The following is a 19,705-nucleotide window of genomic DNA, read 5'->3' on the forward strand; positions in this document are numbered from 1 at the left end:
GGATCTGGGGCAAGGATGAAAAAGGCGCCCGGAGGCGCCTCGATGATACCGCTTACTGTGCAGCAGGCGGCGCCGGCTGCTTGAGCGTGCGCTCGAACAGCTGGTAGATGCGGCGGTACTCGTCGTACCAGCTCTCGGGCTGGACGAAGGAGTGGCGCTCCATCGGATACGGCGCCAGTTCCCAGTGATCCTTCTTCAGCTCGATCAGGCGCTGGGCCATGCGCACCGAGTCCTGGAAGAACACGTTGTCGTCGACCATGCCGTGCGCGATCAGCAGGTTGCCCTGCAGGTTCTGCGCGTACTCGATCGGCGACGATACCTTGTAGGCTTCCGGATCGATGTCCGGGGTGTTCAGGATGTTGGCCGTGTACTCGTGGTTGTACGTGGTCCAGTCGCTGACCGGACGCAGCGCGGCGCCCGACTTGAACACTTCCGGTGCGCGCAGCAGTCCCATCAGGGTCATGAAGCCGCCGTAGCTGCCGCCGTAGATGCCGACCCTGTTCGCGTCGCCCTGCTCGTTGGCGACCATCCAGTTCACGCCGTCCAGGTAGTCTTCCAGCTCCGGGTGGCCCATCTGGCGGTAGATCGCGCTGCGCCACTTGACGCCATAGCCTTTCGAGGCCCGGTAGTCCATGTCCAGCACCACGTAGCCCTTCTGCACCAGCAGGTTGTGGAACATCTGCTCGCGGAAGTAGGGCGTGTAGCGGTGCGAAACGTTCTGCAGGTAGCCGGCGCCGTGCACGAACATCACTACCGGGTACTTCCTGCCCGGCTCGAGCCGGGCCGGGCGGTACAGCTTGGACCAGATCGGTTCCGCGCCATGGGTCGAGGGGACGGTCACGAACTGCGGCTGGATCCAGTCGTGGGCCTTGAATTCGGCGCTGCGGGTATCGGTCAGTTTCACCGCGTCGCCGCCGTGCGAGGGCAGGGTCGCGATCTGCGGCGGCAGGTAGGGGCCGGAGTAGTGCACCAGCAGCCTGCGCTGGTCCGGCGACAGGCGGAAGTCTTCGACGCCGCCATCCAGGCTGCTGACTTCGCGGGTCGACCCATCGCGGGCATTGACGGCGCAGACTTCGTAGGCGCCCGGGGTCTTGCGGTTGCACATGACCCAGGCGGTGGCGCCGTCGAGCGACCAGGCCACGTCGGTGGCTTCCCACTTGCCCTGCGTGAGCGCGCGGCTGCGGCCGGACGCGTCCAGCGTGTACAGGTGCGAGTAACCGGTTTCCTCCGACAGGTACCACAGGGTGCCGTCGTCCGGCAGCCAGCCGAAATCGCTGTTGTCGAAATTGACCCAGGCCGGGTCGCTCAGGCGGTGCACCGGCTTGAGCGCGGCGCGCGGCAGGTCGACGGTGGCGATCCAGCGGTCCTTGTTGTCGACCGAGCGCAGCATCACGGCGGCATTCGCGCCGTTCGCGCTCCAGACCACGGACTCGCCGTCGAAGCCGATCTTCAGCGGCCGGTTGCCCTTGAGCGGATCGAGCTTGCGCTCGGCGCGCATGGCCGCCAGCGGGTCGTCCTTGATGCCGGGCAGGACGTCGAAGGACAGGTCCTTCACCGCGTGCGTGAGCAGGTTGACCAGTTTCAGGCCGTGCGGGTGCGGATCCTTGCGGCCGACGCGGGTGCGCTCGTCCGAGGTCTCTTCGTAGCCGCTTTCCATCACGTAGCGCGGCATCTTGCCGACGCGGCCCTTGTCGCCATCCTTCGGCCCGGTCACGACCAGCAGCCAGCGGCCGTCCGGCGACAGGTGGGTGGCCGCGATCGACAGCTTGTCGCCCAGGTAGACCGGGGCCGGCGCGCGGGTCGGGTCGGTGCGGCGCTCTTCCTCGGCGCGTTCGCGGTTGGCGTCGCGCTCATCCTTCTGGCGCTTGAGGGTGGCGATCAGGCGCAGTTGCATGTCGCGCAGCGCATCCGCATCCTGGGCGCCCGGCTCCCTGGCCGCGCGCACCGTGGCGACCGGCGAGACCAGCCGGCTGGCGCGGTCCCAGACGCCCCAGTCGTCGCCGATGCGGAACTGCACGCCGCGGCCGTCGGCGGCATACTGCAGGGCGCTGACGGCGACGCCGTTGTTGCGGGTGATCTGCACCAGTTCGCCGCTCCTGAGGTCGCGCTCGAACAGGTCGCCGTTGCGCACGAAGGCGGCGCGGGTGCGCTCGCGGTTGTAGACCACCAGCGCGCTATCCAGTTTGGCAAGCTCCGCATCCTCGACCTTGCGCGCCTTGTTCAGGCCGGACTGAAAGCCGGTCTGGTAGATGTCGCGCAGCGGCGAGCCGGCGCGCTTCTGCTTGTACAGGACCTGCTTGCCGTCCCAGCTCCACCATGCGGTTTCGACCGGATTGCCGATCCAGTCCGGATTGGCCATGGCCTGGTCGAGGGTCACGGGCGTCGAGGTGGCGGCGATGGCGCCGGTGGCGGCAGCGCCGGGCAGGGCCAGCAGGGCAGCCAGGACGGCGATAGCGGAAGCGGAAGCGGAAGCGGGAATGCGCATCTGTGGTCTGGGTAGAAATTGCAAAAAGGCATTCTAGCGCAGCCGGCAAACGGAGAGGGCGGATTCGCTGCGGGGCGTCGCGCGCCTGCGTACGTACGAAGTCCGTAAACGACAACGCCCGGCCAATGCCGGGCGCGGAGAACGATGACGACTGAAGAAACTTAGCTGAGTTCTTTCAGTTTCGGGTGATCGGCCAGCCACATCTGCGGGTGATCGGCAGCCCACATTTCGGTCGGGGTGGTCACGTGCGGATTGCGGATGAAGAACACGATGCGGGTGACGATGGCCAGGGCCGAGATGGCGACGGTGACGTATTCGACTGGGGTCATGATGGTGTCCTTGTTATTTGGAAGCGAAGTGGCGCAGTTCGGCCGACAGGGCCGGGCTATGGGATTCGGCGGCGGCGGCCAGCGCCATCAGCTCGGCGCGGCTGTTCTGGGCGCGCTGGGTCTCGCTCTGGGCGATCCAGCCGCCGTGTGCGGCGTAGAGTTCGATCGCGAAGTCGCGGATCTTGGCGATGCTGTCGGCGAATTGCTGGCGCAGACCTTTGTCTTGTGCCTGGATGATGGTAGCGGTGCTCATGAAGTTCTCCGATAAATCTCTGTTGTTGCGGTGCAGTATAGGGAGAGTTCAGACATAAAGGAACTTTTAGTTTGTGATTCCTTCGATCAGCTTTGTGAATATTTGTTCGACTTGCACTGCGGCCCGTCTTTGCTTCTGTTATGCATTTCGGAAATATCTCTCTGGCCCGGAACTTGCATATTCCCAAGGCATGAAATCGCCATCCCCCGTCCAGCGCACCTTGCGCATCGTCGTGGTCAATACCGCGTGCGGCGCCGGCGAACACGCCATGGCGGCCCAGGCCCGGCGCAACACGGCGCTGCGCATCGGGTTGCTGGAGTCCGGCTACGACATCGTCGCCTCGCTGCCGGCCGATGTCTTCCTGCCCGAGCGGATCGCCCAGATCCAGCCGGACATGATCATCATCGACAGCGAATCCGACGCCCGCGACGTGCTCGAGCACATCGTGATTGCCACCCGCGACGATCCGCGCCCGATCGTGCTGTTCACCGACGATCAGGACCCGTCCAGCATGGATGCGGCCCTCGGCGCCGGCGTCTCGGCCTATATCGTGGCCGGGCTGCAGGCCGAGCGCGTGAAGCCGGTGCTGGACGTGGCCCTGGCGCGCTTCCGGCGCGAGCGCCGGCTGCTGGACGAACTATCGAGCACCCGCCGCCAGCTGGCCGACCGCAAGCTGGTGGACCGCGCCAAGGGCGTGCTGATGGCCAGGAGCGGCCTGACGGAAGAGCAGGCCTACCAGAAGCTGCGCAGCATGGCGATGAACAAGAACCTGAAGCTGGGCGAGGTGGCGCAGCGCATTCTCGATGTGGAAGATCTTTTATGAGTAGCGAGCGTCCCGAAAAAACCGGCATCCGCGCCGGCTTCATGCCCCTGACCGACTGCGCCCCGCTGGTGATGGCCTCGGTGCTCGGGCTGGACGAAAAATACGGCATCAAGCTCGAACTCAGCCGGGAGCATTCCTGGTCCGGCATGCGCGACCGGCTGGTCAATGGCAGCCTGGACGTGGCCCATGTGCTGTACGGGCTGGTATACGGCGTCGAGACGGGCATCGGCACGCGCGCCGTGCCGATGGCGGTGCTGATGAATTTGTCGCGCAACGGCCAGGCCATCACGCTGTCGCGCGCGCTGGCGGAGCAGGGCGTGCGCGACGGCCCCTCGCTGGCGACCCACATCCGCAAGAGCCGCCGCCGCCTCACCTTCGCCCACACCTTCCCGACCGGGAACCACGCGATGTTCCTGTATTACTGGCTGGCGGCGGCCGGCATCGATCCGCTGCGCGACATCCAGGCCGCGACCGTCCCGCCGGGCCAGATGGCGGCCAGCCTGGCGGCCGGGCACATCGACGGCTTCTGCGCGGGCGAACCCTGGAGCGCAGGCGCGGTGCTGGACGGCGCCGGCTTCACCGCGGCCGCCAGCCAGGACATCTGGCCGGACCATCCGGGCAAGGCCCTGGGCGCCACCGCCGCCTTCGCCGACGCCCATCCGCGGGCCTGCCGCGCGCTGGTGGCGGCGCTGCTGGAGGCGGCGCGCTGGCTCGATGCGTCGCCCATCCACCGCGACGCCGCGGCCGAGGTCCTGGCCAGCCCGGCCTGGGTGAACGCCAGCCGCGACCTGATCGCCGCGCGCCTGCAGGGCCGCTACGAAGACGGCCTCGGACGGCGCTGGAACGATCCCGATCCGCTGCGCTTCCACGCGGGCGGGGAGGCCAACTTCCCCTGGCTGTCCGACGGCATGTGGTTCATGACCCAGCACCGGCGCTGGGGCCTGCTGCGCGAGGATCCCGACTGGCTGGCGGTCGCCGCCCGCGTCAACCGGGTCGACCTGTACCGCGAAGCCGCCGGGATGGCGGGCGTCGACGCCCCCGCCGGCCTGCTGCGCTCGTCGGTGCTGATGGACGGGCGGATCTGGAACGGCCGCGATCCCCTCGCTTATATCTCCCCATGAACGGTGCAAGCCCGCGCCTCATTATCGGGCATGGTGCACCGCAATAGCGCGCATTCGCCGGGTGCAGGCCGGCGCCCCAAGGGGAAAGGTCTCTGGCACGGCTCTTGCAAACACTCCCATCAAGGATCAACGGCGATCCCATGAATACTTAGCCGGTCCAAAGGCGGACCGGCACACAGGACAACGGCGTCCGCTGCACCCGGTCACATCCACGATGTGTTCGGCCAGGCAGCGGACGCCTTTCTTTTTTTCGGGAGCGATCATGGCCGGCAAAGCAAATTCGATCAAGCTGTTTTCCTTTAACACGCCGCAGATGCGTGCCTTCCACCTGAGCTGGGTGGCCTTCTTCGTCTGCTTCTTCGCCTGGTTCGCCTGCGCACCGCTGATGCCGGTCATCAAGGGCGAGTTCCACCTGTCGATGGCGCAGATCGCGGACATCAACATCGCGGCGGTCGCCATCACCATCCTCGTGCGCCTGCTGGTCGGCCCGCTGTGCGACCGCTTCGGTCCGCGCAAGACCTATACCGGCCTGCTGGCGCTCGGCGCCATTCCGGTGCTGGGCGTGGCCATGGCCCAGAGCTACGAAAGCTTCCTGCTGTTCCGCCTCGGGATCGGCGCGGTCGGCGCCAGCTTCGTGATCACCCAGTACCACACCTCGGTGATGTTCGGCCCGCGCGTGGTCGGTACCGCCAACGCGGCCTCGGCCGGCTGGGGCAACAGCGGCGGCGGCGCGGCCCAGGCCCTGATGCCGCTGCTGATGGGCGCCATCGTCATGGCCGGGGTCAGCGAGACCATGGGCTGGCGCGCGGCCCTGCTGGTGCCGGGCGTGCTGATGCTCATCGTGGCGGTGGCCTACTGGAAGTTCACCCAGGATTGCCCGGAAGGGAATTACGCCGAGCTGCGCGCGGCCGGCCTGCCTTTCGAAGCCGGCGGCAAGGGGGGCTGGGCCAGCTTCGTCGACGCCTGCCGCAACTACCGGGCCTGGCTGCTGTTCGTCACCTACGGCGCCTGCTTCGGCATCGAACTGTTCATCCACAACGTCGCCGCCGTCTATTACGTCGACCACTTCAAGCTCTCGCTGAAGGAAGCGGGGATGGCGGCCGGCAGCTTCGGCCTGCTGGCCCTGTTCGCCCGCGCCCTCGGCGGCTGGCTGTCCGACAAGGCCGCAGCAAAGGGTAGCCTGAACAGCCGCGTCACCCTGCTGTTCATCCTGATGGTGGGCGAAGGCCTGGGCCTGCTGTGGTTCTCGCAGACCGGCGGCGTGGCCTCGGCGATCGTCGCGATGCTGTCCTTCGGCCTGTGCACCCACATGGCTTGCGGCGCCACCTACGCCCTGGTGCCCTTCGTGAACCGCAGGGCCCTGGGCGGCGTGGCCGGCATCGTCGGCGCGGGCGGCAACGTCGGCGCGGTGCTGGCCGGCTTCCTCATGAAAGGCACCGGCGACGTGCGCCAGACGCTCATGATCCTCGGCGGCGTGGTGCTGGTATCCAGCCTGTGCGCGATCGGCGTGCGCTTCGGCGCCGCCGCAGCAGAAACCCCGGCGCCTGCCGCCGCTTAAGGAATACGGATCATGAAACTGATCGTCATCGGCCACGGCATGGTGGGCCACAAATTTCTCGAATCTCTCTACGCCGACGCCGGCGCGGCAGCGTTCGACGTGACGGTGCTGTGCGAAGAGCCGCGTCCGGCCTACGACCGGGTGCACCTGTCGGAATTCTTTGCCGGCCGCAGCGCCGACGAGCTGTCGCTGGTGGCGCCGGGCTTTTTCGAACGCCACCCGGAGCGCCTGCGCCTGAAGCTGAACGCGAAAGCCGTGGCGCTCGACCGCGCCGCGAAAACCGTCACCCTGGCCGACGGCGAGGTGCTGGGCTACGACAAGCTGGTGTTCGCCACCGGCTCATCGCCTTTCGTGCCGCCGGTACCGGGCCGCGAACGCGCCGGCTGCTTCGTCTACCGCACCATCGAAGACCTCGAAGCGATGCTGGCTTGCGGCTCGACGGCACGGTCGGGCGTGGTGATCGGCGGCGGCCTGCTGGGCCTCGAATGCGCCAAGGCGCTGCGCGACATGCGGCTCGACACCCATGTGGTCGAATTCGCGCCGCGCCTGATGGCGGTGCAGGTCGACGAGCTGGGCGGGCGCATGCTGCGCTCGCATATCGAAGCGCTGGGCGTGACCGTGCACACGCAGAAGAACACCTTGCGCATCGTCGACGGCGAGACCGCCGCGCACCGCATGGAGTTCGCCGACGGCAGCGTCCTCGAGACCGACATGATCGTGTTCTCGGCCGGCATCCGCCCGCGAGACGAGCTGGCGCGCAGCGCCGGCCTGGCGCTCGGCCCGCGCGGCGGCATCGCCATCGACGACGCCTGCCTCAGCTCCGACCCGGACGTGTATGCGATCGGCGAGTGCGCGGCCTGGAATGGCCAGACCTTCGGCCTGGTCGCCCCCGGCTACGACATGGCGCGCACCGTGGCGCGCGCGCTGCTCGGCCAGCAAGGCACGTTTGCCGGCGCCGACATGAGCACCAAGCTCAAATTGATGGGCGTGGACGTGGCTTCGATCGGCGACGCGCACGGCAATACCGAAGGCAGCCGCAGCTTCCAGTTCAGCGACGAACGCAAGCGCATCTATAAAAAGATCGTCGTCTCCGATTGCGGCAAGCGCCTGCTGGGCGCGGTGCTGGTCGGCGACGCCGCGGAATACGGCAACCTGCTGCAGATGGCGCTCAACAGCATGAAACTGCCTGCCTCGCCCGAATTCCTGATCCTGCCGCAAAGCGAAGGCGGCGCCCGCCCGGGCATCGGCGTCGAGGCGCTGCCGGCCACGGCCCAGGTCTGCTCCTGCAATGCGGTCAGCAAGGGCGCGATCGCGGAGGCGGTGGCGGGCGGCGCCTGCGACATCGCGGCCGTCAAAGCCTGCACCAATGCCGGCACGGCCTGCGGCGGCTGCGTGCCGCTGGTGAACCAGATCATGAAGGCCGAGATGGCGAAAGCCGGGCTGGCCGTCAGCAACCACCTGTGCGAGCACTTCCCGTACTCGCGCCAGGAACTGCACCACCTGGTGCGCGTCGGCCAGATCAAGTCGTTCGTCGAACTGCTGGGCAAGCACGGCAAGGGCCTGGGCTGCGACATCTGCAAGCCGGTCGCCGCCAACATCCTGGCCTCGACCTGGAACGACTTCGTGCTGAAGCCCGAGCACGCCAGCCTGCAGGATTCGAACGACTACTTCCTCGGGAATATCCAGAAGGACGGCACCTATTCCGTGGTGCCGCGCATGCCGGGCGGCGAGGTCACGCCGGACGGACTGATCGCGGTGGGGCAGGTGGCCAAGAAGTATGGCCTGTACACCAAGATCACCGGCGGCGCGCGGGTCGACATGTTCGGCGCCCGGGTCGACCAGCTGCCCTTCATCTGGGAAGAGCTGATCGCGGCCGGCTTCGAATCCGGCCACGCCTACGGCAAGTCGCTGCGCACCGTGAAATCCTGCGTCGGCTCGACCTGGTGCCGCTACGGCGTCGGCGACAGCATCGGCTTCGGCATCGCGCTGGAGAACCGCTACAAGGGCCTGCGCGCGCCGCACAAGATCAAGTTCGGCGTGTCCGGCTGCACCCGCGAATGCGCCGAGGCCCAGGGCAAGGATGTCGGCCTGATCGCCACGGACAAGGGCTGGAACCTCTACGTGTGCGGCAACGGCGGCATGAAGCCGCGCCATGCCGAACTGCTGGCCTCGAACCTGGACGAGGAAACCGTCGTGAAGCTGGTCGACCGCTTCCTGATGTTCTATGTGCGCACCGGCGACCGCCTGCAGCGCACCAGCACCTGGAGGGAGAGCCTGGAGGGCGGCCTGGACTACCTGAAGCAGGTGGTGGTCGAGGACAGCCTGGGCATCGCCGCCGAACTGGAAGCCGACATGCAGCGCGTGGTCGACAGCTATGCCGACGAGTGGAAGAACGCGGTCGAAGACCCGGCGGTGCGCGCGCGCTTCCGCTCTTTCGTGAACAGCGAAGGCGTGGACGACAACGTGGTCTTCATGCCGGAGCGCGGCCAGGTGCGCCCGGCCACCCCGGACGAACGCACGCGCGTCATCCCCATCACCCGTATTGCCTGAACCATCGAGGAGAACCATCATGCATCGCGATATCCAGCTCAAGCAATGGAACCCTGTCTGCCCCCTCGACCGCATCGTGCCCGACACCGGCGTGTGCGCGCTGCTGAACGGACGCCAGGTGGCCGTGTTCCGCGTCGGCGCCGAGTCCCCGGACCTGTTCGCCATCGATAACTTCGACCCGAATTCGCAGGCCGCCGTGCTGTCGCGCGGACTGGTCGGCAGCATCGGCGAGCGCGTCGTGGTGGCCTCGCCGATCTACAAGCAGCATTTCGACCTGCGCACCGGCGAGTGCCTCGAGGCGCCGCACAACTCGGTGTCGAGCTATCCGGTGCGGGTCGAAAACGGCCAGGTCCTGGTGGGAGCCTGAGATGAACAAGCCCTCGCTGGTCGTGATCGGCAACGGCATGGCCGGCATGCGCACGGTCGAGGAACTGCTGAAGCTGGACCGCGACATGTACGACATCACCGTGTTCGGCGCCGAGCCGCACGGGAACTACAACCGCATCCTGCTCTCGCCGGTGCTGGCGGGCGAGAAGACGGTCGAGGACATCATGCTGCACACGCGCGAGTGGTATGCGGCGAACGGCGTCACCCTGCGCGCCGGCGACCCGGTCGTGCGCATCGACCGCCAGCGGCGCATCGTGGAAGCGGCGTCCGGCCTCGCCGTGCCCTACGACCGCCTGCTGGTCGCGACCGGCTCGAAGCCCTTCATCGTGCCGGTGCCCGGCCATGGCTTGCGCGGCGTGATCGGTTTCCGCGACCTGCACGACGTCGACGCCATGCTGGCGGCGGCGCGCACGGGCGGTCGCGCGGTCGTGATCGGCGGCGGCCTGCTGGGCCTGGAAGCCGCCAACGGCCTGCTGCGCCGGGGCATGGAGGTGAGCGTGGTGCACGTGACCGCCAGCCTGATGAACCAGCAGCTGGATGCGCCTGCGGCCGAGCTGCTGCGCGCCTCGCTGGAGCGGCGCGGCCTGCGTATCCTGCTGAGCCGCCAGACCGCCGCCCTCGAAGGCGAGGACCGCGTGCAGTCGGTGCGCCTGGCCGACGGCGAAGTCATCCCGGCCGACCTGGTGGTGATGGCGGCCGGCGTGCGTCCCAACGTCGCGCTGGCCCAGGCGGCAGGGCTGCACGTGGAGCGCGCGATCGTGGTCGACGACACCCTGCAGACCTACGACCCGCGCGTCTACGCCGTCGGCGAATGCGTGCAGCACCGCCGCGCCACCTTCGGCCTGGTGGCGCCGATCTGGGACCAGGCCCGCGTCTGCGCGGCCCACCTGGCTGGCGCCGGTCATCGCCGCTACGTGCAGCAGGCTACCGCCACCAAGCTGAAGGTGACGGGCGTCGACCTGTACTCGGCCGGCGACATCGTCGGCTCTGATGCCAGCGAAGACCTGGTGCTGCGCGACCGCCGCGGCGGCGTCTACAAGCGCCTGGTGGTCGGCGGGCGCCGCCTGCTGGGCGTGGTGCTGTACGGCGACGTCGCCGACGGACCCTGGTACTTCGAGCTGATCCAGAACCGCACCGACATCTCTTCCATCCGCAACCACCTGCTGTTCGGCCAGGCGCAGTCCCTGGCAGCCGCGTAACCGGAGTCTCCCATGAAGCTGTCCGCCATCCCCACCGCCGTGCGTACCACCTGTCCCTATTGCGGCGTCGGCTGCGGCGTGCGCGCCCAGGTCGGCAAGGACGGACAGCTCGCCATCCAGGGCGACGATGCCCATCCGGCCAGCCAAGGCCGGCTGTGCGTGAAGGGCTCGGCGCTGGGCGAGACCGTGGGGCTCGAAGGGCGGCTGCTGTCGCCGATGCTGCGTGACGGATCGGTGCTGCGCGAGAGCTCCTGGGACGAGGCGCTCGCCAGGGTGGCCGGCGGTTTTCAAAAGATCATCGCCGAGCACGGACCGGATGCGGTGGCGCTGTACGTCTCCGGCCAGCTGCTGACCGAGGATTACTACGTCGCCAACAAGCTCATGAAGGGCTATATCGGCAGCGCGAACATCGACACCAATTCGCGCCTGTGCATGTCCTCGGCCGTGGCCGGCCACAAGCGCGCCTTCGGCGAGGACATCGTGCCCGGCTGCTACGAGGACTTCGAACTGGCCGACCTGGTGGTGCTGGTCGGCTCGAACGCGGCCTGGTGCCATCCGACCCTGTACCAGCGCATCGCGCGCGCCAAGGAGGCGCGGCCGCAGATGAAGGTGGTCGTGATCGACCCGCGCCGCACCGCCACCTGCGACCTGGCCGACCTGCACCTGCCGCTTAAAATCGGCAGCGACGTCTGGCTGTTCAACGGGCTGCTGGCTTACCTGGCGACCCACGGCGCGGTCGACGCCGCGTTCGTCGAAGCGCATACCGCGGGCCTGGGCGATGCACTGGACGCGGCGGGGCAGGCCGGCAGTCTGATCGACGTCGCCAGGGCCTGCAAACTCGACCACCGGCAGCTGCTGGCCTTCTATGAACTGTTCGCCAGGACCGAAAAGACGGTCAGCGCCTTCACCATGGGGGTGAACCAGTCCTCCAGCGGCGCCGACAAGGTCAACGCCATCATCAACTGCCACCTGGCCACGGGCCGCATCGGCCGTCCCGGCATGGGGCCGTTCTCGCTGACCGGCCAGCCGAACGCGATGGGCGGCCGCGAGGTGGGCGGCCTGGCGAACATGCTGGCGGCCCACATGGAGCTGGACGATGCCGGCCAGCGCGCCGCGCTGCAGGCTTTCTGGGACGCGCCGCGCATGGCGGACAAACCGGGCCTGAAGGCGGTCGACCTGTTCCGCGCGATCGAGGAGGGCCGCGTGAAGGCGGTGTGGATCATGGCCACCAACCCGCTGGTCAGCCTGCCGGATGCCGACCAGGCCAGGTGCGCGCTGGAAAAATGCGAGCTGGTGGTGGCGTCCGACATCGTGCTGGGCACCGACACGAACGCGCTGGCCGACGTGCTGCTGCCGGCCCTGGGCTGGGGCGAGAAGGATGGCACGGTCACCAATTCCGAGCGCTGCATCTCGCGCCAGCGCGCTTTCCTGTCTGCGCCCGGCCAGGCGCGGCCCGACTGGGACATCGTTTCCGAGGTCGCGCGCCGGATGGGCTTTTCCGGTTTCGATTTCACGTCGCCGCACCAGATCTTCGACGAGCACGCGCGCCTGTCGGGCTGGCGGAACGGCGTCGGCGGCCAGCCCCGCCGCGTGTTCGACATCACCGGCCTGGCGGGCATGACGCGCAGCGATTACGACGCGCTCGAACCCGTCCAGTGGCCGGTCCGCGCGCCGGGCGATCGTACTGCACGCCTGTTCGGCGACGGCCATTTCGCCTACCCGGACGGCAAGGCGCGCTTCGTGGCCACGCGCGTGCGCCTGCCCGCGCATGCGCCCGACGCCGACTTCCCGCTGGTGCTGAACACCGGCCGCGTGCGCGACCAGTGGCATACGATGACGCGTACCGGGCGCTCCGTCAAACTGGCCGAGCATGTGCCCGAACCCTTCGTTGACCTGCACCCCCAGGACGCGTTGCTGTGCGGCGTGAAGGAAGGCGAGCTGGCGCGCGTGTCGAGCCGCTGGGGCGCGGCCGTGGCGCGCGTGCGGCACGGCGGCGGCATCGCGCGCGGCAGCGTGTTCATGCCGATCCACTGGAGCGGCCAGACGGCGTCGGACGCGCGCGTCGGCAGCATCGTGAATCCGGCCGTGGACCCGGTCTCGGGCGAGCCGGAGTTCAAGCATACGCCGGTGCGTGTCGAACCCTTCGGCGTGAACTGGTACGGCTTCATCCTCAGCCGCGCGGCGCTGCCGCTGGAAGAAGCGGCCAACTGGACCCGCATCCAGGGCGCGGGCTTGGTGCGCTACGAGCTGGCCGGGCGCAATCCCTTTGCCGGCGCGGCCGGCTGGGCGCGCCGGCTGCTGCAGGTGGACGAGGAAGACGCCGACTGGATCGAGCTCGAGGACCGCAGCGGCGGCGTGTTTCGCGCGGCCCACCTGGTCGACGGCCGCATCGAGGCCTGCCTGTTCGTGTCGCAACGCCAGGACTTGTCGGCGCCCGGGTCTCCTTCCCATCAGTGGCTGGCGCAGGTGTTCAACAAGGAGGCCTTGACGCCGCAGGACCGCATCGGCCTGCTGTCCGGCCGCGCAAGAGAGCAGGGGGCCGATCCGGGCCCGACCGTTTGCTCCTGCTTCGGCGTGGGCCGCAACACGATCCGCATCGCGATCGAGAAGCAGGGCCTGCGCGACGCCTCGCAGGTCACGGCCTGCCTCAAGGCCGGCGGCAATTGCGGCTCCTGCGTACCGGAGATACGGGCGCTGCTGGCGGCTTGCAGTTCAGGCAGCGATTAATGCAGTCCATCGCAAAACCCCGGACGGGCGTGAATTCGCTGCTTACAATGCATTCACCTTAACCCGACCGAGAGTCTGCGATGCGTCCCTCCACCCTTGCCCTTGCCGCCATCCTCACCATCGCCGCTTCCGCCGCCCGGGCGGACAGCGAGGTCCGCACCACCCCGGCGTTCACGTCGATCAGTGCGCAGGGCCCGTTCAGCCTCACCGTGGACGCCGGCAAGGCGCAGTCGCTGACGGTGCGCGGCGACGCCAGGTTTCTCAAGGAATTGACGAGTGAAGTCGTGAATGGCGAACTGCGCCTTCATATGCGCAACAAGAGCTACAGCACTAAGAGCGGCGACCAGCGCATCGTCATCACCGTGCCGGCGCTGCGTGCGCTGGACGTCGAAGGCGCGGGCGAGATCAAGCTCAACGGCATCCGCGGCGAGCGCCTCGACGTGAATTACCGGGGCGCCGGCAGCATGACCATCAATGGCGAAGTCAGGACCTTCAAGATGCAGGCGGAAGGTGTCGGCGAGGTCGATGCGAAAGACTTCATTGCGAACGACGCGGATATCCGCTTCCGCGGCGTCGGCGACGTCAAGGTCTACGCCAGCAACAGGCTCGACGCGGTGGTGCAGGGCATGGGCGACCTGACCTATTACGGCAAGCCGCGCACGGTCAACAAGTCGGCTTCGGGCATCGGCTCGGTCAAGGCGGGGGACCGATAATCCCGAAGGCCTGCGGCACCGCGACCCGCATGATGTCGATGAAGCGCCGCAGCCGCGCCGGATAAAAGCGCGCCGGCGGATAGACCAGGTGGATCGGCAGCGGCGCCGCCTCCCAGTCCGGCGTCAGCTGCACCAGGCGGCCCGCCTCCAGCTCTTCGCGCAGGGCCCAGGACGAGCCGACCGCCACCCCCACGTCCAGCAGCGCGGCGCTGCGCATCGCGTACAGGTTGTCGGTGACCAGGCGCGGCTGGATCGGGAAGCGCAGCGTCTCGGCGCTCTGCCGGTGCGTCAGCGCGACCTCGTTGCGGTAGAAAGGCGACACCGCGATCCAGGGCAGGGCGGCCAGTTCGCCCGGATGCCCCGGCACGGCGCCGCCTTGCAGCAGCGATGGCGCGCAGACCACGATGCGCGGCACTTCTCCCAGCCGGATCGCGACCACCGAGGGGTCCGGAATGTCGCCGACCCGGATCGCGCAATCGATGCCCTCGGCGATGAAGTCCGGCGTGCGGTCGTGCAGGATCCAGTCGACCGCCATCTTCGGATAACGTTTCAGGTACTCGGCCAGCGGCGTCACCAGCTGCTGCTGGCCGAAGGCGTGCGGCGCGATCACGCGCAGCAGCCCGACCGGTTCCTCGCCGGCGCCGCGGATCTCGCTCTCGAATTCCTGCCAGCCGGCGATCAGCTCCTTGGCCCGGGTGTAGCAGCGCATGCCGTCGTCGGTCAGCTTCATCGCGTGGGTCGAGCGCTGCAGCAGGCGCACGCCGAGCGACTTTTCCAGGCTCTTGAGGCGCCGGCTGACGGTGGGCTGGGTCGTCTGTAACAGCCGCGCCGCCGCCGACAGGCTGCCGGCATCGACGATGCGGACAAAGGTTTCCACCAGCATCATGCGATCGGTTATGCGATCTGTGGTGGAAGCAATGCCGTTAAGTTCGAAGTTCATACGCCCAGTGTATAACAGTTCGACGTCCGCCGCGTCTACCGTCCTCGCGCCGGGATCAGGATAATGGCGCCATCGAGAAACCATCGGAAGCGCACCATGAACACTGTCCAGACCCTGGAAGCCCGGCCCCACCTGTCCTCATCGCTGACCTTTCTGCTGGCGGGGGCCACCGGGCTGACCGTCGCCGCGCTCTACTACAGCCAGCCGACCCTGGGCGTGCTGGCCGGCGACCTGCACGCCAGCCCGCGCGAGATCGGCTGGATCCCGACCCTGACCCAGCTCGGCTATGCGCTCGGCCTGCTGCTGCTGGCGCCGCTGGGCGACCGCTTCGACCGCCGCAACATCATCCTGCTGAAGGCCGTGATCCTGTGCGCTGCGCTGCTGCTGACCGGCTTCGCGCCGGGCCTGCCGGTGCTGCTGGTGGCCAGCCTGCTGGTCGGCCTGTTCGCGACCGTGGCCCAGGACATCGTCCCGGCCGCGGCCACGCTGGCGCCGCCGGAGGAGCGCGGCAAGGCGGTCGGCACGGTGATGACGGGCCTGCTGATGGGCATCCTGCTGTCGCGGGTGGTGAGCGGCTTCGTCGCCGAGACCTTCGGTTGGCGCGCCATGTTCGTCGCGGCCGCGGTCAGCGTGGCCCTGCTGGCGGTGGTGCTGGCGAAGGGTTTGCCGCGCTTTGCGCCGACCACCAGCAAGCCCTACCCGGAGCTGCTGAAATCGCTGGTGCACCTGTGGGTCGAATATCCGAAGCTGCGCCAGGCCGCGCTGGCCCAGAGCCTGCTGGCGCTCGGCTTTTCCGCCTTCTGGTCGACCCTGGCCGTGATGCTGCACGATGCGCCCTTCCACCTGGGCTCGGGCGCTGCCGGCGCCTTCGGCCTGGCCGGCGCGGCCGGCGCCCTGGCCGCGCCCTTCGCCGGCCGCCTGGCGGACCGCCACGGCCCGGACTGGGTGCTGCGCATCGCCTGCGCCATCGCGGTGGTGTCCTTCGCGTCGATGCTCCTGATGCCACTGCTGCCGGTGTCGGCCCAGCTGGTGCTGCTGGCGCTGGCGACGGTCGGCTTCGACCTGGGCGTGCAGGCCAGCCTGATCTCGCACCAGACCATCGTCTACGGCATCGCGCCGGAAGCGCGCAGCCGCCTGAACGCGGTGCTGATGACCTGCATGTTCATCGGCATGGCGACCGGCGGCCTGCTCGGCGCCCAGGTGCTGGCGAGCTGGGGCTGGATGGGCGTGACCCTGGTGGCGACCCTGGCGGCCGGCGGCGCGCTGCTGGTGCGCCTGGGGACCAAACGGTAATCAGGCCGGCGCGATGCTGGTCGCCGCATTGACGGCCAGCTGCGCGGCGAAGGCCCGCTGATAGGCCGGCCGCGCTTCGCCGCGCGCCACATAGGCGCCCAGCTTCGGAAATTCGTCGAGGATGCCCGACGGCCGCGCCCTGAGCAGCACCGACACCATCATCAGGTCGCCCGCGCTGAACGCGCCGTCGAGCCAGTCGGCATCGCCCAGGCGCGCCGACAACTGCCGCAGGCGCTGGCGGACGCGCTCCATGACCAGCGGGATGCGCTCCTGGGCCCAGGGCTTGTCGCCCTCGAGGATCCTGGCGGTGAAGATGTCGAGGATCGGCGGCTCCACGGTATTCACGGCGGCGAACATCCACGCGACCGCGCGCGCCCGCGCGTTGGCCTCGGCCGGCAGCAGGCCGGGGAAACGCTGGGCGATATGCAACACGATCGCGCCGGTCTCGAACAGCGCGAGACCGTCTTCCTCGTAGGTCGGGATCTGGCCGAAAGGATGCAGGGCCAGATGCGCGGGCTCCTTCATCGCGCCGAAGGACAGCAGGCGCACCGCGTAGAGCTGGCCCGTTTCTTCGAGGGCCCAGCGCACGCGGGTATCGCGCGCCAGTCCCTTGCCGCCGTCGGGCGAACGTTCGAAGGCGGTGATCGTGATGCTCATCGCAGGACTCCTCGTATCAGTAGCTGCCGAAGGGGAAGGGCCGCTTGGTGACGGCGACCAGGACGATGTACGCGAACAGCGCCAGCGCCGCGGCAAACGCGGCCTGGCGCTGGCCGGGCGAGCGTCCGCGCTTCAATGCGACCGAGCCTAGCACGATATAGCCGAGCAGGGCCAGCACCTTGGCCGTCAGCCAGGGCTGCTGGCCCGGATAGCGATGGCTCCAGGCGGCCAGGCCGACGGCGCTGGCCAGCAGCAGGGTATCGACGATGTGCGGCGCGATGCGCACCCAGCGCCGGCCCAGCATGGGCGAGGCGCGCAGCATCCAGGCGCCGCGCAGCAGGAACAGCGTGCCCGAGAGGGCGACGCAGCCGATGTGGAAGTGCTTCAGGCTCAGGTAGTCGATGCGGTAGTCCATGCGGACTATGATACCGTCCCGATGCGCATGTTGATCGGCCAGCGGATGCTGCGCCTGAGGTTCGGATCGCCCCAGGCCTGTCCGATATCGTTGGCGAATGCCGTGAGCAGCGCTTCCTGCCCGGCTTCCTTCGCGCTCTTCACGGCCGACCAGGTCGTGAGATAGCCCAGGAACTCGCTCAGGTGCCAGTCGAGGCGGATTTCCAGCGCGGGCGGCGCCAGTTCCTCGAAGGGGAAGTCGATCGTCGCATAGCCCGTATCGACCAGCTTGCGCTCCGGTGGCCAGTAAGGACCGATCTCTTCCCAATAAAACTTCTGGAAACGTGCGTCGAGCGCGGGGTCGAGCTTCATCACGCCGTAGCTGACCAGCGCCAGGACCGCGCCCGGGACGGCGATCCTGCGCGCTTCCCGGTAAAAGGCCGGCAGGTCGAACCAGTGCGCGGCCTGGGCCGCCGTGATCAGGCTGGCGCTGGCATCGGGCAGGGGCAGCTGTTCGGCGGGCGCGCAGCGGTAATCGATGCGCTCGTCCGGGACCGCGTTCGCGATCTGGTCTTCGCTTGGATCGAGGCCGACCACCTTGCCGAAGTAAGGCGCAAGCAGCTGGGTCAGCTGGCCGTTGCCGCAGCCGACGTCGACGGCGAGTTGCTGGCCCGGCGCCTGCGATGCCAGGAAGGCCGCGAGCTGCGGCGGATACTCGGGCCGGAAGCGGGCGTAGGCGCGGCCGCCCTGGTCGAACCAGTTGCGGGATGGGGCCTTATTTGTCGGCATGTGAACTTGCTCCTTTTGCTTGTGCTTTCGCGGTGGCGATACGGGCTGAAAAACCTTCGCGCTGCAGCGCTTCGGCAGCAGCTTCCAGCACCTGCCGCAGGGGATAGCCGATCTCCTGTTCGAGCCCGTCGATGGCGCCGAAGGTGGCGCGCCAATGACGTTCGAGCTTGGCCACCAGGCTGCGCCCGGCCGCGGTCAGCCGGATGCCGCTCTTGCGTCCATCCTCGACCGCGTGGCGCGCGATGAGGCCATCGCCTTCCAGCAGCGCGACGGTCTGGCTGATGGCGCCTTGCGTGAGGCGGGTGCGCTCGGTGATGTCGGTGACCGTCTGCGCGCCGGCGTCCAGGGCGCGCAGGACCGGCGTGTAGCGCGCCCGGTAGTTCAGGCTCATCGCACGGTAATGCTCTTCCGCGCCCTGTTCGACCAGGTCGTTGACGTAGCGGAGCAGTTCGCCCAGCCCGGGTGCTTGTCTCGAATTCATGCACCGATAATACATTAGCGCTAATGTAAATTCAAGGCCGGGACGCCGCCAGGCTGGCGACGACCGCCGCCGCCAGGATCAGCCCGACCACGCCCAGCGCGATGCCGACCGGGATCTTGTAAAGGTCCAGCAGCAGCATCTTCGCGCCGATGAAGATCAGGATCGCCGCCAGCCCGTACTTCAGCAGGTGGAAGCGCTGCGCCATGTCGGCCAGCAGGAAAACCATCGCGCGCAGGCCGAGGATGGCGAAGATGTTGGAGGTGAACACGATGAAGGGATCCCGCGTGACGGCGAAGATGGCCGGTATCGAGTCGACCGCGAAGATCAGGTCGGTGACCTCGACCAGCGCCAGCACCAGGAACAGCGGCGTCGCATGGCGCAGGCCCTGCAGGGTCACGAAGAAGCGCTCGCCGTGGTAGTGCTCGGCGATCCGCAGGTGGCCGCGCATCCAGCGCAGCACCGGGTTGGCCGCGAGCCCGGGCTCGCGGCCGGCGAACAGCAGCATCTTTACGCCCGTCGCCAGCAGCAGCAGGCCGAACAGGTAGAGGAGCCAGTGGAAGCGCGCCAGCAGGAGGGCGCCGAGCCAGACCAGGATGGCGCGCATGAGGATCGCGCCCAGCACGCCGTACAGCAGCACGCGTTTCTGCAGCGCGGCCGGGACCGCGAAGTAATGGAAGAGGCTGATCCAGACGAACACGTTGTCGACCGCCAGCGACTTCTCGATCAGGTAGCCGGTGAAGTATTCGAGCGCCCGCGCGCGCGCGATGTCCGGGCTGGCAATGCCGGCGAGGTAGCACCAGAACAACGCGCCGAAGACCAGCGCGATGCTCACCCAGATCACCGACCAGGCGGCCGCCTCGCGCGCGCCGACCGTGTGTGCGCCTTCCTTCTTGAGCATGAAGAAATCGACGGCCAGCAAGGCGATGACCAGCACCGTGAAGGATGCGTAGAGGCTGGGCGTGCCGATCGAGGCGGGCATCGTTCCACCTGCAGCGAGAGCGTTGGTT

General features: G+C 68.2%; 18 protein-coding genes. 9 read left to right on the forward strand and 9 right to left on the reverse strand.

The features are described from left to right. Positions 1 to 52 precede the first annotated feature (52 nt). The 3 genes from AM586_RS20435 to AM586_RS20440 all read right to left on the reverse strand — a co-directional run bounded on the left by AM586_RS20435 (position 53) and on the right by AM586_RS20440 (position 3,067). Positions 53 to 2,485, reverse strand: a complete 2,433-nt coding sequence (locus AM586_RS20435; protein WP_109370496.1) for a S9 family peptidase — start codon at positions 2,483 to 2,485, stop codon at positions 53 to 55. A 161-nt stretch (positions 2,486 to 2,646) separates the two neighbouring features. Next, positions 2,647 to 2,814, reverse strand: coding sequence for a hypothetical protein (locus AM586_RS28290; RefSeq protein ID WP_156328148.1), 168 nt, complete (start codon positions 2,812 to 2,814; stop codon positions 2,647 to 2,649). A gap of 13 nt (positions 2,815 to 2,827) precedes the next feature. Then, positions 2,828 to 3,067 carry a hypothetical protein gene (locus tag AM586_RS20440; RefSeq protein ID WP_047824541.1) on the reverse strand — a complete coding sequence of 80 codons (240 nt, stop codon included), beginning with the start codon at positions 3,065 to 3,067 and terminating at the stop codon, positions 2,828 to 2,830. A 190-nt stretch (positions 3,068 to 3,257) separates the two neighbouring features. Here AM586_RS20440 and AM586_RS20445 point away from each other — a divergent pair, with 190 nt between their 5' ends. The 8 genes from AM586_RS20445 to AM586_RS20480 all read left to right on the forward strand — a co-directional run bounded on the left by AM586_RS20445 (position 3,258) and on the right by AM586_RS20480 (position 14,145). Continuing rightward, positions 3,258 to 3,890, forward strand: a complete 633-nt coding sequence (locus AM586_RS20445) for an ANTAR domain-containing response regulator (protein WP_047824539.1) — start codon at positions 3,258 to 3,260, stop codon at positions 3,888 to 3,890. Then, a complete protein-coding gene (locus AM586_RS20450; protein WP_047824538.1) occupies positions 3,887 to 5,011 on the forward strand; it encodes a CmpA/NrtA family ABC transporter substrate-binding protein in 1,125 nt (374 codons plus the stop codon). Before AM586_RS20445 ends, AM586_RS20450 begins: the two co-directional genes overlap by 4 nt. A 262-nt stretch (positions 5,012 to 5,273) precedes the next feature. Then, a complete protein-coding gene (locus AM586_RS20455; RefSeq protein ID WP_047824536.1) occupies positions 5,274 to 6,569 on the forward strand; it encodes an MFS transporter in 1,296 nt (431 codons plus the stop codon). A 12-nt stretch (positions 6,570 to 6,581) separates the two neighbouring features. Next, positions 6,582 to 9,119, forward strand: a complete 2,538-nt coding sequence (nirB, locus tag AM586_RS20460) for a nitrite reductase large subunit NirB (RefSeq protein ID WP_047824535.1) — start codon at positions 6,582 to 6,584, stop codon at positions 9,117 to 9,119. 19 nt (positions 9,120 to 9,138) lie between these two features. Beyond that, entirely contained in the window at positions 9,139 to 9,486 is a 348-nt protein-coding gene (gene nirD / locus AM586_RS20465; RefSeq protein ID WP_047824534.1) for a nitrite reductase small subunit NirD, read from the forward strand. A 1-nt stretch (position 9,487) separates the two neighbouring features. Next, a complete protein-coding gene (locus tag AM586_RS20470; RefSeq protein WP_047824749.1) occupies positions 9,488 to 10,705 on the forward strand; it encodes an NAD(P)/FAD-dependent oxidoreductase in 1,218 nt (405 codons plus the stop codon). A 12-nt stretch (positions 10,706 to 10,717) separates the two neighbouring features. After that, complete coding sequence (locus AM586_RS20475; protein ID WP_047824533.1) at positions 10,718 to 13,432, forward strand: nitrate reductase; 2,715 nt, start codon at positions 10,718 to 10,720, stop codon at positions 13,430 to 13,432. A gap of 80 nt (positions 13,433 to 13,512) precedes the next feature. Next, complete coding sequence (locus AM586_RS20480; RefSeq protein WP_047824531.1) at positions 13,513 to 14,145, forward strand: head GIN domain-containing protein; 633 nt, start codon at positions 13,513 to 13,515, stop codon at positions 14,143 to 14,145. On the opposite strand, the gene AM586_RS20485 is transcribed toward AM586_RS20480, so the two are convergent. Next, positions 14,126 to 15,028 (reverse strand): LysR family transcriptional regulator, encoded by a 903-nt coding sequence (locus tag AM586_RS20485; RefSeq protein WP_229411132.1) that lies wholly within the window; start codon positions 15,026 to 15,028, stop codon positions 14,126 to 14,128. The two genes, AM586_RS20480 and AM586_RS20485, sit on opposite strands and share 20 nt — an antisense overlap. A gap of 153 nt (positions 15,029 to 15,181) precedes the next feature. On the opposite strand from AM586_RS20485, the gene AM586_RS20490 reads away from it, so the two are divergent. Further along, positions 15,182 to 16,378: an MFS transporter gene (locus AM586_RS20490; RefSeq protein WP_047824529.1), complete on the forward strand. Its 1,197-nt coding sequence runs from the start codon at positions 15,182 to 15,184 to the stop codon at positions 16,376 to 16,378. Here AM586_RS20490 and AM586_RS20495 read toward each other — a convergent pair whose 3' ends face one another. From AM586_RS20495 to AM586_RS20515, 5 genes are read right to left on the reverse strand one after another with little or no spacing between them, the layout of a single operon-like run. After that, positions 16,379 to 17,035 carry a glutathione S-transferase family protein gene (locus tag AM586_RS20495; protein ID WP_047824527.1) on the reverse strand — a complete coding sequence of 219 codons (657 nt, stop codon included), beginning with the start codon at positions 17,033 to 17,035 and terminating at the stop codon, positions 16,379 to 16,381. Between the two features lie 16 nt (positions 17,036 to 17,051). Continuing rightward, positions 17,052 to 17,450 (reverse strand): SirB2 family protein, encoded by a 399-nt coding sequence (locus AM586_RS20500; RefSeq protein WP_229411112.1) that lies wholly within the window; start codon positions 17,448 to 17,450, stop codon positions 17,052 to 17,054. A 5-nt stretch (positions 17,451 to 17,455) separates the two neighbouring features. Continuing rightward, positions 17,456 to 18,217 carry a class I SAM-dependent methyltransferase gene (locus tag AM586_RS20505; protein ID WP_047824525.1) on the reverse strand — a complete coding sequence of 254 codons (762 nt, stop codon included), beginning with the start codon at positions 18,215 to 18,217 and terminating at the stop codon, positions 17,456 to 17,458. Further along, positions 18,204 to 18,698: a MarR family winged helix-turn-helix transcriptional regulator gene (locus tag AM586_RS20510; protein WP_047824523.1), complete on the reverse strand. Its 495-nt coding sequence runs from the start codon at positions 18,696 to 18,698 to the stop codon at positions 18,204 to 18,206. Before AM586_RS20510 ends, AM586_RS20505 begins: the two co-directional genes overlap by 14 nt. Before the next feature lie 31 nt (positions 18,699 to 18,729). Then, the gene (locus AM586_RS20515) at positions 18,730 to 19,677 is read right to left on the reverse strand and encodes a TerC/Alx family metal homeostasis membrane protein (RefSeq protein WP_047824521.1); all 948 of its coding nucleotides are present in this window, start codon (positions 19,675 to 19,677) and stop codon (positions 18,730 to 18,732) included. Positions 19,678 to 19,705: the final 28 nt, after the last annotated feature.

The sequence above is a fragment of the Massilia sp. WG5 genome (assembly GCF_001412595.2).
Taxonomy (GTDB): domain Bacteria; phylum Pseudomonadota; class Gammaproteobacteria; order Burkholderiales; family Burkholderiaceae_D; genus Telluria.

Bases quoted from the DNA above. Each gene is read 5' to 3' on its own strand.
- AM586_RS20495 (WP_047824527.1), bottom strand. From the start codon at position 17,035: ATGAGCATCACGATCACCGCCTTCGAACGTTCGCCCGACGGCGGCAAG.
- AM586_RS20500 (WP_229411112.1), bottom strand. From the start codon at position 17,450: ATGGACTACCGCATCGACTACCTGAGCCTGAAGCACTTCCACATCGGC.
- AM586_RS20505 (WP_047824525.1), bottom strand. From the start codon at position 18,217: ATGCCGACAAATAAGGCCCCATCCCGCAACTGGTTCGACCAGGGCGGC.
- nirD (WP_047824534.1), top strand. From the start codon at position 9,139: ATGCATCGCGATATCCAGCTCAAGCAATGGAACCCTGTCTGCCCCCTC.
- AM586_RS20445 (WP_047824539.1), top strand. From the start codon at position 3,258: ATGAAATCGCCATCCCCCGTCCAGCGCACCTTGCGCATCGTCGTGGTC.
- AM586_RS28290 (WP_156328148.1), bottom strand. From the start codon at position 2,814: ATGACCCCAGTCGAATACGTCACCGTCGCCATCTCGGCCCTGGCCATC.
- nirB (WP_047824535.1), top strand. From the start codon at position 6,582: ATGAAACTGATCGTCATCGGCCACGGCATGGTGGGCCACAAATTTCTC.
- AM586_RS20475 (WP_047824533.1), top strand. From the start codon at position 10,718: ATGAAGCTGTCCGCCATCCCCACCGCCGTGCGTACCACCTGTCCCTAT.
- AM586_RS20515 (WP_047824521.1), bottom strand. From the start codon at position 19,677: ATGCCCGCCTCGATCGGCACGCCCAGCCTCTACGCATCCTTCACGGTG.
- AM586_RS20510 (WP_047824523.1), bottom strand. From the start codon at position 18,698: ATGAATTCGAGACAAGCACCCGGGCTGGGCGAACTGCTCCGCTACGTC.
- AM586_RS20455 (WP_047824536.1), top strand. From the start codon at position 5,274: ATGGCCGGCAAAGCAAATTCGATCAAGCTGTTTTCCTTTAACACGCCG.
- AM586_RS20470 (WP_047824749.1), top strand. From the start codon at position 9,488: ATGAACAAGCCCTCGCTGGTCGTGATCGGCAACGGCATGGCCGGCATG.
- AM586_RS20435 (WP_109370496.1), bottom strand. From the start codon at position 2,485: ATGCGCATTCCCGCTTCCGCTTCCGCTTCCGCTATCGCCGTCCTGGCT.
- AM586_RS20440 (WP_047824541.1), bottom strand. From the start codon at position 3,067: ATGAGCACCGCTACCATCATCCAGGCACAAGACAAAGGTCTGCGCCAG.
- AM586_RS20485 (WP_229411132.1), bottom strand. From the start codon at position 15,028: ATGCTGGTGGAAACCTTTGTCCGCATCGTCGATGCCGGCAGCCTGTCG.
- AM586_RS20480 (WP_047824531.1), top strand. From the start codon at position 13,513: ATGCGTCCCTCCACCCTTGCCCTTGCCGCCATCCTCACCATCGCCGCT.
- AM586_RS20490 (WP_047824529.1), top strand. From the start codon at position 15,182: ATGAACACTGTCCAGACCCTGGAAGCCCGGCCCCACCTGTCCTCATCG.
- AM586_RS20450 (WP_047824538.1), top strand. From the start codon at position 3,887: ATGAGTAGCGAGCGTCCCGAAAAAACCGGCATCCGCGCCGGCTTCATG.